Origin of the sequence: Bacillus sp. R45 (genome assembly GCF_021729365.1) — a bacterium.
GTDB classification, from domain to species: domain Bacteria; phylum Bacillota; class Bacilli; order Bacillales; family Bacillaceae; genus Bacillus; species Bacillus velezensis.
On sequence record NZ_CP091421.1, the window covers coordinates 570,217 to 583,152 of the forward strand.

At 48.6% G+C, this 12,936-nt stretch carries 8 protein-coding genes, 2 tRNA genes and 2 rRNA genes; 6 read left to right on the forward strand and 6 right to left on the reverse strand.

Annotated features, from left to right (window positions below; genetic code table 11):
• Positions 1 to 17: 17 nt before the first annotated feature.
• From L3V45_RS03000 to L3V45_RS03025, 6 genes are all read right to left on the reverse strand, one after another.
• Positions 18 to 332 (reverse strand): DMT family transporter, encoded by a 315-nt coding sequence (locus L3V45_RS03000; protein WP_007409295.1) that lies wholly within the window; start codon positions 330 to 332, stop codon positions 18 to 20.
• Entirely contained in the window at positions 332 to 661 is a 330-nt protein-coding gene (locus L3V45_RS03005; RefSeq protein ID WP_003156023.1) for a DMT family transporter, read from the reverse strand. The genes L3V45_RS03000 and L3V45_RS03005 overlap by 1 nt, the downstream gene beginning before the upstream one ends.
• A 72-nt stretch (positions 662 to 733) precedes the next feature.
• A complete protein-coding gene (locus tag L3V45_RS03010; protein WP_025853700.1) occupies positions 734 to 1,315 on the reverse strand; it encodes a TetR/AcrR family transcriptional regulator in 582 nt (193 codons plus the stop codon).
• A 116-nt stretch (positions 1,316 to 1,431) separates the two neighbouring features.
• The gene (locus L3V45_RS03015; RefSeq protein WP_003156021.1) at positions 1,432 to 2,994 is read right to left on the reverse strand and encodes an APC family permease; all 1,563 of its coding nucleotides are present in this window, start codon (positions 2,992 to 2,994) and stop codon (positions 1,432 to 1,434) included.
• 237 nt (positions 2,995 to 3,231) lie between these two features.
• Complete coding sequence (locus L3V45_RS03020; RefSeq protein ID WP_015388618.1) at positions 3,232 to 4,086, reverse strand: manganese catalase family protein; 855 nt, start codon at positions 4,084 to 4,086, stop codon at positions 3,232 to 3,234.
• A 111-nt stretch (positions 4,087 to 4,197) separates the two neighbouring features.
• Positions 4,198 to 4,662 (reverse strand): SRPBCC family protein, encoded by a 465-nt coding sequence (locus tag L3V45_RS03025; protein ID WP_003156017.1) that lies wholly within the window; start codon positions 4,660 to 4,662, stop codon positions 4,198 to 4,200.
• 127 nt (positions 4,663 to 4,789) lie between these two features.
• Between L3V45_RS03025 and L3V45_RS03030 the strand changes: the two genes are divergently transcribed.
• From L3V45_RS03030 to L3V45_RS03055, 6 genes are all read left to right on the forward strand, one after another.
• Positions 4,790 to 5,791, forward strand: a complete 1,002-nt coding sequence (locus L3V45_RS03030; protein WP_236837245.1) for an NADPH:quinone oxidoreductase family protein — start codon at positions 4,790 to 4,792, stop codon at positions 5,789 to 5,791.
• Positions 5,792 to 6,221: 430 nt separating this feature from the next.
• The gene (locus tag L3V45_RS03035; RefSeq protein ID WP_236837246.1) at positions 6,222 to 7,640 is read left to right on the forward strand and encodes a sugar porter family MFS transporter; all 1,419 of its coding nucleotides are present in this window, start codon (positions 6,222 to 6,224) and stop codon (positions 7,638 to 7,640) included.
• Between the two features lie 304 nt (positions 7,641 to 7,944).
• Positions 7,945 to 8,021 (forward strand) — tRNA-Arg (locus tag L3V45_RS03040).
• Positions 8,022 to 8,029: 8 nt separating this feature from the next.
• A tRNA-Gly gene (locus L3V45_RS03045) sits at positions 8,030 to 8,103 on the forward strand.
• A 162-nt stretch (positions 8,104 to 8,265) separates the two neighbouring features.
• Positions 8,266 to 9,815 (forward strand): 16S ribosomal RNA (locus tag L3V45_RS03050).
• Between the two features lie 175 nt (positions 9,816 to 9,990).
• Positions 9,991 to 12,920 (forward strand): 23S ribosomal RNA (locus L3V45_RS03055).
• The 16S and 23S rRNA genes sit together here with 2 tRNA genes alongside, the layout of an rRNA operon.
• Positions 12,921 to 12,936 lie beyond the last annotated feature (16 nt).

The window sequence follows — 12,936 nt, forward strand, 5'->3', positions numbered from 1 at the left end:
AAAGCTGTCTCAGGCCGTTACGTTGTCAGTTTTAAGCCGATGACACCGATGAGGATAAGCCCCAGAGACACCAATTGTGACAGATTGAATTTTTCTTTAAACCAAAGTATGCCTACGGCCGAAACGCCGATGCTTCCCATGCCGGTCCAAGCCGCATACGCGACACCTGTGGGAAGAACCTGCATCGCTCCGGAAAGGCAAAAGAATGAAAGCATAAAGCCTGTTACCATGACAATCAGCGGCCACTTTTTTTTAAAACCGTCAATATGTTTCATGGCAACGGCCGCTACAACTTCCTCCGCTCCGGCAATAAATAACAGCAGCCATGCCATTAATGTTCACCCCTTGTTTCAGTTTCTTTCGTAAATACCTTCATTCCTAAAATGCCGGACAACAGCAAAGCCAAAAAGAATATTTGTCCGATTGAAAACGATTCGCCTAAAATGACGCCCGTTACATATGTGCCGACGGTGCCTATTCCGACAAAAACGGTATATGCGGCAGCCATCGGAATTTTTTTATAAGAGCGGATCAGCATCAGAAAGCTGACGGCAATCAAAAGGAAAATACCAATCCAATCAAAGAGCGAATCCGCATGCTTCAGGGCGGACGCCCAAACTACTTCTAACAATCCGGCTATCAATACAAGCAGCCAATACATGATACAGTCACCTCAGTTATGAATGAATGTCAGTCATTTTTACGGCGGTCAAAAATGATCGGTCTCCGCCAATCATTTCTGCAAGCTTCTTTTGAGAAAGCTGAATATTTCTTTTTTATATACTTCGAGATCGACATCCTGTTCACAGCCGATATAAAACCGTTCAGCCGCGTTCTCGACAACGTTGATAATCGTTCTGGCCGTCCATCTGACATGAATGCCGCTGATGACCTCACCCTGTTCAATGGCCGTATTAATCATGCCTTCCAGCCAGGAATAATAAGGCTGATAAATGGCTTCCCATTTCTCCATTGAATGATCGATGGCAAGACCGGAATAACAGAGAACGATAATATCTTTATGAAGCCGGGTGATGTGAAATGTCTCATCTACCAAAATGTCCAGCAACGTCCAAAAATCTTCAGAACCGTCCGTTTTCCCTTTTATTCTGTCCAGCGAAGTGTCGAGCAGGTTTTCTGCAATCGCGGATATCAGTGCGTTTTTAGAAGAAAAATATAAGTAAAACGTACCTTGGGCTGTTCCGGCTTTTTTGACGATTTCTGAAATGGATGCTTTGTCTAATCCTTTTTCAGAAATGACTTCAATCGCGGCTTGCAGAATCTTTTCGTATTTTCCCGAGCTTTGTTTTGCCAATAGAGGGGTTCCTCCTTTTATGAATGACTGTCATTCATTTTATCGCATATTCGCTTTTTTGTCATCCCTTAACATAAAAATACCGGAAAGAAGACCATACTTCTTTCCGGCATTCGTCATTTATCACTGTCGATCATAGCCTTCGGCAGACCTGTATATTTTGCCCAGTAATAAATACCGAGCGAACCGATGGCGATCAGAATCAGGTCAAGCGGATTGCTGATAATGCCCAATCCGTGGCCGAACGAGCCGAGATAGGAGAAAATCAGCATCATGACATAAAAGCCGACGATCCACCATGCTGATTTCAGCTGCTGGCGTATGCTGACATCATCTTTGGGAGCATATTTACTGAAACAGAGATAGATCAGAAACATGACAATTTGAGAACCGAGAAGCCAGGATACGGTGCGCCATCCGGACCAATATACAATATAAGAGGTAAAAATAAACGACAGCGGCCCGATGATGCTCATCCCTTTTAAATAAAACGGTCTGTTAATGTTCTTCGCGTTGACTCTCAGCGCCGCAGAAGAAATCGGCGCAATCGCATAAGACAGAATCAATGCGACGGAGCATACGTTAACAAGAGCGTTCCAAGAAGGGAACGGAAGCGTCCAAAAAACAGCCAGGCCGAACGAAAGCCAAAGGGAGGCGCGCGGTGTCCCGGTTTCTTTATTGACTTTAGAAAAAATGCTGAATAATGTTCCGTTTCTGGCCCAGGCATAGACGAGACGTGAAGTCGTATTCATAAAGATATTTCCGTTACCGCCCGGTGATAAAATCGCATCTAAAATAACCAATGTCGCCAGCCACCCCAAACCGAGCAAGACGGCGATATCTTTGAACGGAAGGGAGAATTCAGTCCCGATAGCCGGCCATCCGTGCTTCAGGGTATCCCCCGGGATCGCCCCGATAAAAGTGAGCTGCAGCACGGTATAAATAATAGTAGAAACGATAATACAAACAATCAATGCAATCGGAATGTTCCGCTTCGGATTCTGCACTTCACTCGCGACAGCCACAATCGGATGCAGCCCAAGGTATGCAAACATGACGCCGCCTGTGGAAATCGCGGCCTGAATTCCGGTGAAACCAAAAGGCGCGAATCCGTGAACGGTCATATTGCCCGGGTGAAAATGAAAAATCAGTACAACAATTACCGTAATCGGTACGACATATTTAAAAATCGAAATAATGAAGTTTGCTTTCGCAAAGGTTTTGACACTCCAGTAATTGAGGAGGAAGAACAGGCAGAGCAGCGCAAATTGCAATATCCATCCGGCAATTGTCGGAGAATCTGAGCCTTTTACGGTCAAACCGGGAAACCAATACGCCACGTATTGGCGGACCGCCGTGACTTCTATAGAAATAAGACTCGTGTATGCCACAATGGTGACAAAGGAAATTAAATATCCGACCAGGTGTCCGTGTGAATATACGGGATACCGGATAATTCCCCCGGTCCGCGGCAGCGCGGCGCCCAGTTCCGCATAAACCAAGCCGATCAATAAGATGATTCCCCCGCCGATCAGCCAGGAAAAAACGCCTGACGGGCCCGCTTTAGAGGCGACGTTACTGACGGCAAACAGCCATGCCGAACCGAATATGGCTCCCATGCCGATTAAAATAAGATCAAAAAGTGACATAGTTTTCTGGAAGTTTCCTTGCTTAGACATTCGCTGCCTCCTTAAAAAAGACATTGTTCTCTTTACATAATTCCCATTATCATTCAAACATACCCAGCCGGCCGGCTGGAAAATTAGGACAACTTTCGAAACGAAGTATGTACAGAAATGTGCTCACATCAAAATCACGGCCGTATGGCAAGATCTCCCGGCTTATATTCCCCGTTTTGAACACATTCAAACCTCATATTCAGAAAAACAAAAAACGCCCGAAACAGGCGTTTTTTGTTACAAGTTCATATCTTTCAGTCCGGGGCTGTGCTCATTCGGAAGCTCGGGAAGTTCCGGGACGGGGAAACCTTTAGGAGGCTCTGACACACTTAATTCGCCGCCGTTTCGGCTCGGCGTCGTTCCCTGCAGAATTTCTCCGATCCGTGTCGGATCCAGTCTGAAATTAAATTGGGTATTATGATAACCCATTTCAACGAATTTCCGGCATTCCGGGTATTTTTCAATATCATAATTCGGCACGGGAAATAATTTGCCCCATTCGACACCCAGTGTTTCCAGCGCTTTTGTAAATGCATTTTGATGGGCGTTGTCACGGACGATCAGAAAACCGAGTGTTTCTCTGAACGTCTGGTTTGAGCTCATTTCATAAATGCGCGTCTTTTGCAGCACACCGGTTGATTCCAACACGACATTGTCCAATAGATCGGAAATCAGATTCCCGTGGTTGTATACCCAAGACCCGTTCCATGGATTGCCGCTTGCATCGGCAGGAAGAGAACTTTGCGCCCCGATAATATAATGGTGCGGATTGGCGTGTTTAACCGCTTCGTCAAGCGGCGCCTGATCTGCTGCCTGATTTCCGGCTCCCTCAGCGCCGCTTTCATCCAGCAGCGCATTAATCGTATGCTGGACGAGCTCAACGTGTGCAATTTCTTCTAAAAATACGCCGCGAAGCAGGTCGCGGAACTGTTTTTCTTTTCCTCTGAAATTAGAGCTTTGGAAAAAGTATTGCATCATCGTCCGCATTTCCCCGTAATGCCCGCCTAAAATTTCCTGAAGCACCTTGGCCGCGGCCGGGTCCGGCTTGTCCGGTTTAATGATATTGATCAGCTCTTCTTTGTAATAATACATAAACAGCGCCCCCTGAAAGAAGTTTTCGGTTCTTCTGTTAGTGTCTTTGCAAAGTCAGTTTTTATGTATCGGCATCAAAAAAAGGACGGAAAGCGTGTCCGTCCTTTTGTGTTAAGCCTCAACCGCACCGCGAAGTTTCGTGTTGACAAGCCCGTTCCATCCTTGATCCATCGTACTGTGAATCTCGGAGCTTTTCCGATTGACTTTATTGATGACGGCTTCCGGCTCTTTCCATCCGCCGTGAATGAGAGTGAATTCCGTATCTCCGCTTTCCGTTTCCTTTAAGACAAAAGAGACGATCCAGCCTTCCGTATCCCACGAAAAAGAAAGGCGGTACGGCGCTTCAATATCCAGCAGCTTGCACGGAGACGGACCGAACGGAGATTCCAGCTGAAACTCACTGTCTTCTTGAGGTGTGAAATCATTCGGCATAAACCAGAGAGACAGGCCGTCCGCCGTAGAGACCGTATCCCAGACAACTTGTATCGGCGCCTTGAAAACGGCGGTATGAATAATGTCCGGTAATGGCTGATTGCTGTTGTTGTTTTTGTTATCTTTGTTTTGTTTATCAGACATGATGCGTAACCACTCTTTCGCTGTTTTTACTTTTGATCATACTACACAGGGCAGGACATTTGAAAACAAATCAAACTTATTTTATGCTTTTCCAAAGCCATTCAATTCATTTTAAGGAGACGTAGTGATGACAGATCAATTTAAAGCGTTAGTAGTCGATCAACATGGAGACCGGTTTTCAGTCAGCGTACGGGAGCTGGCGGTTCAGGACCTTCCCGAGGGTGAAGTGCTGATTAAGGTTTGCTACTCAGGGGTGAATTATAAAGACAGCTTGGCTGCCATTCCTGACGGCAAGATCGTAACCTCGTATCCTTTCGTGCCGGGAATTGATTTAGCGGGAATCATCGTTTCTTCAGATGACGCCCGTTTTAAAGAAGGGGACAAAGTCATTGCGACAAGCTACGGCATAGGCGTTTCCCATTTTGGCGGCTATAGCGGGATGGCCCGCATTCCGGCAGATTGGATCGTGCCGCTGCCTGAAGGTCTGACACTTAAAGAAGCCATGACGATCGGAACCGCCGGCTTCACTGCCGCATTGTCCGTCCAGCGTCTTGAAGAAAACCATGCCGCTCCTGAAAAAGGGAAGGTGCTGGTGACGGGAGCGACGGGCGGCGTCGGAAGCTTTGCCGTCTCCATTCTTTCAACCTTAGGTTATGAGGTCGAGGCCAGTACGGGAAAAGAAGAAGAAAGCGGGTATTTGAAGAGCCTCGGAGCAAAGACGGTCATTCACCGTGACGAAGTGTATAACGGCACGTTAAAACCAATGCAAAAACAAAAATGGGCAGCGGCCGTCGATCCGGTCGGAGGTGAGCCGCTTGCTTCAGTTCTCAGTCAGATTCAGTACGGCGGATCAGTTGCTGTGAGCGGACTGACAGCGGGAACGAAACTCCCGGCTACAGTCTTTCCGTTTATATTGCGCGGCGTCAGTCTCTTGGGAATTGATTCCGTATTCTGTCCGATGGAGACAAGAAAGAAAACATGGCAGCGTTTAGCTGATGACTTCAAGCCTGCAGATCTGGAGGCCTTTATTCAAAAGGAAATTACACTTGAAGAGCTGCCGGATACGCTTCCTGCCTTTTTAAAAGGAGAAGCGAGAGGGAGAACGATTGTTACAATAAACGAAGAATAAAACAAAAACCCCCAATCAGCAGTTGGGGGTTTTCAATATGTAATCAATTATTGATTATAATAGGGGCAATTCATTGAGTATGTTATGGGGATAAATTGATATAAAACGAAAATTGATTATATATAGGTAATATAAAGGTGAGTTATAAAATTTTCTGAAATATTTATTGACTGAAAGCGCTTTTGAAATTATGATATTAACGTAAGTACCAATAATGTCATTATAACTTCACTACAAAGTAACTATAAAATAACAATATGACGAGAGGGGGAGAGCGAATAATCACTATAAATGATAACGCTTTCGGAACATTTTCTTCTTATATAACTGTTTTGGACGGTCAGACCTTGTATGCAGACGTTAGAGGTGTAAATATTGATAACTGAATATTCCGATATTATCTCTGTGTAAAAACTAGGAGGATTTGAAGATGAATAAAAATAGCAGCCAGCATTCATTTTTGAGAACCATCATTTTAGTATCGACATTCGGGGGGCTTCTTTTCGGCTACGATACCGGTGTGATTAATGGGGCGCTGCCGTTTATGGCGGAAGCTGACCAGCTTAATCTTACCGCTTTGACTGAAGGGATGGTGGCGAGCTCCCTGCTCTTGGGGGCTGCGATCGGCGCGGTTTTCGGAGGGAGATTGTCGGACTGTAACGGCAGACGTAAAAATATCCTTATCCTTGCCGTTTTGTTCTTTATAGCGACGCTTGGATGTACACTGGCGCCTAACGTATCGGTTATGATCATCTCCCGTTTTCTGCTGGGGCTTGCCGTCGGGGGAGCATCCGTAACCGTACCGGCATATTTGGCTGAAATGTCGCCGGCGGAAAGCCGAGGGAGAATGGTTACCCAAAATGAATTGATGATTGTAACGGGCCAGCTGCTTGCCTTCACGTGTAATGCTATCATCGGCAATGTGCTTGGTGATACCTCTCACGCTTGGCGCTATATGCTCGTTATCGCGGCCCTTCCGGCAGTATTCTTGTTTTTCGGTATGCTGAAAGTTCCTGAAAGTCCGCGCTGGCTGGTTTCTAAAGGAAGAAAAGAAGATGCTCTGCACGTCCTCCAGCGAATAAGGAATGAAGAGAAAGCGAAGTCTGAGCTCGCTGAGATTGAATCTGCCTTTCATAAGGAAGCTCAGATGGAGCAGGCGACCTTTAAGGATCTTGCCGTTCCGTGGGTGCGCCGCATTGTGTTTATCGGGATCGGAATTGCGGTAGTGCAGCAGCTCACCGGCGTGAATTCAATTATGTATTATGGAACTCAAATTTTAAAAGATGCCGGTTTCGAGACAAAAGCCGCATTAATCGGCAATATCGCTAACGGTGTGATTTCGGTGCTCGCGACTTTTGTGGGAATATGGCTTCTCGGCAAAGTCGGCCGCCGCCCGATGCTGATGACGGGGCTGATCGGAACGACTGCGGTGCTGCTTTTGATCGGAGTTCTGTCTGTCGTGCTGAAAGGATCGCCTGCTCTTCCTTATGTGGTTCTTTCATTAACAGTCACTTTCCTTGCGTTTCAGCAGGGGGCTGTCTCTCCGGTGACCTGGCTGATGCTGTCGGAGATATTCCCGCTGCGATTGCGGGGGCTTGGTATGGGGGTGACTGTCTTCTGCCTCTGGATCGTGAACTTCATTGTTGGTTTAACTTTTCCGGTCATGCTCGCAAACATCGGATTGTCTGCAACCTTCTTCATTTTTGTCCTGTTAGGGATAGCGTCCGTTATATTTGTGAAAAGGTTCCTTCCGGAAACGAAAGGTCTTTCGCTCGAACAGCTTGAACAAAACTTCCGTACCTATGAAAAAACAGATCGTAATAGCGCAGAAGCCGAGGTGAGCGGGTAATCTGAATAGACGCGGGGTTCCTGGGAATCCTGCTTTTTATTTGTTATTATAGAAGGGAATAATAAGCGGGAAAAAAGTTTCGTAAAAGTGTTGACCTAATTTAAAGTGCGTGGTATATTATTAAACGTCGCTGATGAACAAAGCGATAACGACAAATGAGAAAATGATCTTTTTAAAAAAAGACTTTACAAATTCTCGAAAGCGTGTATAATAAATGAGGTCGAGAAAAAAGACTTCGAAAAGAAATAAAATAACACTTGACATCATAACTGATTGGTAGTATGATAGTTAAGTCGCCTGATAAGCGCCCGTAGCTCAATTGGATAGAGCGTTTGACTACGGATCAAAAGGTTAGGGGTTCGACTCCTCTCGGGCGCGCCAATTCAAATGCGGGTGTAGTTTAGTGGTAAAACCTCAGCCTTCCAAGCTGATGTCGTGAGTTCGATTCTCATCACCCGCTCCATTATAATGATCTTTGAAAACTAAACAAGACAAAACGTACCTGTTAATTCAAAGTTTTAAATAAATCGCACAGCGATGTGCGTAGTCAGTCAAACTAAGGTCTGCACGATGCAGATCACACAGACGTTACTGCAGGATGCAGTGAACTTAGTCTGTGATCCATTTATCGGAGAGTTTGATCCTGGCTCAGGACGAACGCTGGCGGCGTGCCTAATACATGCAAGTCGAGCGGACAGATGGGAGCTTGCTCCCTGATGTTAGCGGCGGACGGGTGAGTAACACGTGGGTAACCTGCCTGTAAGACTGGGATAACTCCGGGAAACCGGGGCTAATACCGGATGGTTGTCTGAACCGCATGGTTCAGACATAAAAGGTGGCTTCGGCTACCACTTACAGATGGACCCGCGGCGCATTAGCTAGTTGGTGAGGTAACGGCTCACCAAGGCGACGATGCGTAGCCGACCTGAGAGGGTGATCGGCCACACTGGGACTGAGACACGGCCCAGACTCCTACGGGAGGCAGCAGTAGGGAATCTTCCGCAATGGACGAAAGTCTGACGGAGCAACGCCGCGTGAGTGATGAAGGTTTTCGGATCGTAAAGCTCTGTTGTTAGGGAAGAACAAGTGCCGTTCAAATAGGGCGGCACCTTGACGGTACCTAACCAGAAAGCCACGGCTAACTACGTGCCAGCAGCCGCGGTAATACGTAGGTGGCAAGCGTTGTCCGGAATTATTGGGCGTAAAGGGCTCGCAGGCGGTTTCTTAAGTCTGATGTGAAAGCCCCCGGCTCAACCGGGGAGGGTCATTGGAAACTGGGGAACTTGAGTGCAGAAGAGGAGAGTGGAATTCCACGTGTAGCGGTGAAATGCGTAGAGATGTGGAGGAACACCAGTGGCGAAGGCGACTCTCTGGTCTGTAACTGACGCTGAGGAGCGAAAGCGTGGGGAGCGAACAGGATTAGATACCCTGGTAGTCCACGCCGTAAACGATGAGTGCTAAGTGTTAGGGGGTTTCCGCCCCTTAGTGCTGCAGCTAACGCATTAAGCACTCCGCCTGGGGAGTACGGTCGCAAGACTGAAACTCAAAGGAATTGACGGGGGCCCGCACAAGCGGTGGAGCATGTGGTTTAATTCGAAGCAACGCGAAGAACCTTACCAGGTCTTGACATCCTCTGACAATCCTAGAGATAGGACGTCCCCTTCGGGGGCAGAGTGACAGGTGGTGCATGGTTGTCGTCAGCTCGTGTCGTGAGATGTTGGGTTAAGTCCCGCAACGAGCGCAACCCTTGATCTTAGTTGCCAGCATTCAGTTGGGCACTCTAAGGTGACTGCCGGTGACAAACCGGAGGAAGGTGGGGATGACGTCAAATCATCATGCCCCTTATGACCTGGGCTACACACGTGCTACAATGGACAGAACAAAGGGCAGCGAAACCGCGAGGTTAAGCCAATCCCACAAATCTGTTCTCAGTTCGGATCGCAGTCTGCAACTCGACTGCGTGAAGCTGGAATCGCTAGTAATCGCGGATCAGCATGCCGCGGTGAATACGTTCCCGGGCCTTGTACACACCGCCCGTCACACCACGAGAGTTTGTAACACCCGAAGTCGGTGAGGTAACCTTTATGGAGCCAGCCGCCGAAGGTGGGACAGATGATTGGGGTGAAGTCGTAACAAGGTAGCCGTATCGGAAGGTGCGGCTGGATCACCTCCTTTCTAAGGATTTTAACGGAATATAAGACCTCGGGTCTTATAAACAGAACGTTCCCTGTCTTGTTTAGTTTTGAAGGATCATTCGATTCTTCGAGATGTTGTTCTTTGAAAACTAGATAACAGAAGTAATTCACATTCAATTAGTAATGCAAGATATCACGTAGTGATTCTTTTTAACGGTTAAGTTAGAAAGGGCGCACGGTGGATGCCTTGGCACTAGGAGCCGATGAAGGACGGGACGAACACCGATATGCTTCGGGGAGCTGTAAGCAAGCTTTGATCCGGAGATTTCCGAATGGGGAAACCCACCACTCGTAATGGAGTGGTATCCATATCTGAATACATAGGATATGAGAAGGCAGACCCGGGGAACTGAAACATCTAAGTACCCGGAGGAAGAGAAAGCAAATGCGATTCCCTGAGTAGCGGCGAGCGAAACGGGACCAGCCCAAACCAAGAGGCTTGCCTCTTGGGGTTGTAGGACACTCTGTACGGAGTTACAAAGGAACGAGGTAGATGAAGAGGTCTGGAAAGGCCCGCCATAGGAGGTAACAGCCCTGTAGTCAAAACTTCGTTCTCTCCTGAGTGGATCCTGAGTACGGCGGAACACGTGAAATTCCGTCGGAATCCGGGAGGACCATCTCCCAAGGCTAAATACTCCCTAGTGACCGATAGTGAACCAGTACCGTGAGGGAAAGGTGAAAAGCACCCCGGAAGGGGAGTGAAAGAGATCCTGAAACCGTGTGCCTACAAGTAGTCAGAGCCCGTTAACGGGTGATGGCGTGCCTTTTGTAGAATGAACCGGCGAGTTACGATCCCGTGCAAGGTTAAGCAGAAGATGCGGAGCCGCAGCGAAAGCGAGTCTGAATAGGGCGAATTGAGTACGTGGTCGTAGACCCGAAACCAGGTGATCTACCCATGTCCAGGGTGAAGTTCAGGTAACACTGAATGGAGGCCCGAACCCACGCACGTTGAAAAGTGCGGGGATGAGGTGTGGGTAGGGGTGAAATGCCAATCGAACCTGGAGATAGCTGGTTCTCTCCGAAATAGCTTTAGGGCTAGCCTCAAGGTAAGAGTCTCGGAGGTAGAGCACTGATTGGACTAGGGGCCCCTACCGGGTTACCGAATTCAGTCAAACTCCGAATGCCGATGACTTATCCTTGGGAGTCAGACTGCGAGTGATAAGATCCGTAGTCGAAAGGGAAACAGCCCAGACCGCCAGCTAAGGTCCCAAAGTATACGTTAAGTGGAAAAGGATGTGGAGTTGCTTAGACAACCAGGATGTTGGCTTAGAAGCAGCCACCATTTAAAGAGTGCGTAATAGCTCACTGGTCGAGTGACTCTGCGCCGAAAATGTACCGGGGCTAAACGTATCACCGAAGCTGCGGACTGTTCTTCGAACAGTGGTAGGAGAGCGTTCTAAGGGCTGTGAAGCAAGACCGGAAGGACTTGTGGAGCGCTTAGAAGTGAGAATGCCGGTATGAGTAGCGAAAGAGGGGTGAGAATCCCCTCCACCGAATGCCTAAGGTTTCCTGAGGAAGGCTCGTCCGCTCAGGGTTAGTCGGGACCTAAGCCGAGGCCGAAAGGCGTAGGCGATGGATAACAGGTTGATATTCCTGTACCACCTCCTCACCATTTGAGCAATGGGGGGACGCAGGAGGATAGGGTAAGCGCGGTATTGGATATCCGCGTCCAAGCAGTTAGGCTGGGAAATAGGCAAATCCGTTTCCCGTGAAGGCTGAGCTGTGATGGCGAGCGAATTATAGTAGCGAAGTTCCTGATTCCACACTGCCAAGAAAAGCCTCTAGCGAGGTGAGAGGTGCCCGTACCGCAAACCGACACAGGTAGGCGAGGAGAGAATCCTAAGGTGATCGAGAGAACTCTCGTTAAGGAACTCGGCAAAATGACCCCGTAACTTCGGGAGAAGGGGTGCTCTGTTAGGGTGCAAGCCCGAGAGAGCCGCAGTGAATAGGCCCAGGCGACTGTTTAGCAAAAACACAGGTCTCTGCGAAGCCGTAAGGCGAAGTATAGGGGCTGACGCCTGCCCGGTGCTGGAAGGTTAAGAGGAGCGCTTAGCGTAAGCGAAGGTGCGAATTGAAGCCCCAGTAAACGGCGGCCGTAACTATAACGGTCCTAAGGTAGCGAAATTCCTTGTCGGGTAAGTTCCGACCCGCACGAAAGGCGCAACGATCTGGGCACTGTCTCAACGAGAGACTCGGTGAAATTATAGTACCTGTGAAGATGCAGGTTACCCGCGACAGGACGGAAAGACCCCGTGGAGCTTTACTGCAGCCTGATATTGAATGTTGGTACAGCTTGTACAGGATAGGTAGGAGCCTTGGAAACCGGAGCGCCAGCTTCGGTGGAGGCATCGGTGGGATACTACCCTGGCTGTATTGACCTTCTAACCCGCCGCCCTTATCGGGCGGGGAGACAGTGTCAGGTGGGCAGTTTGACTGGGGCGGTCGCCTCCTAAAAGGTAACGGAGGCGCCCAAAGGTTCCCTCAGAATGGTTGGAAATCATTCGCAGAGTGTAAAGGCACAAGGGAGCTTGACTGCGAGACCTACAAGTCGAGCAGGGACGAAAGTCGGGCTTAGTGATCCGGTGGTTCCGCATGGAAGGGCCATCGCTCAACGGATAAAAGCTACCCCGGGGATAACAGGCTTATCTCCCCCAAGAGTCCACATCGACGGGGAGGTTTGGCACCTCGATGTCGGCTCATCGCATCCTGGGGCTGTAGTCGGTCCCAAGGGTTGGGCTGTTCGCCCATTAAAGCGGTACGCGAGCTGGGTTCAGAACGTCGTGAGACAGTTCGGTCCCTATCCGTCGCGGGCGCAGGAAATTTGAGAGGAGCTGTCCTTAGTACGAGAGGACCGGGATGGACGCACCGCTGGTGTACCAGTTGTTCTGCCAAGGGCATCGCTGGGTAGCTATGTGCGGACGGGATAAGTGCTGAAAGCATCTAAGCATGAAGCCCCCCTCAAGATGAGATTTCCCATTCCGCAAGGAAGTAAGATCCCTGAAAGATGATCAGGTTGATAGGTCTGAGGTGGAAGTGTGGCGACACATGGAGCTGACAGATACTAATCGATCGAGGACTTAACCAATTTGAATGTATGCTTA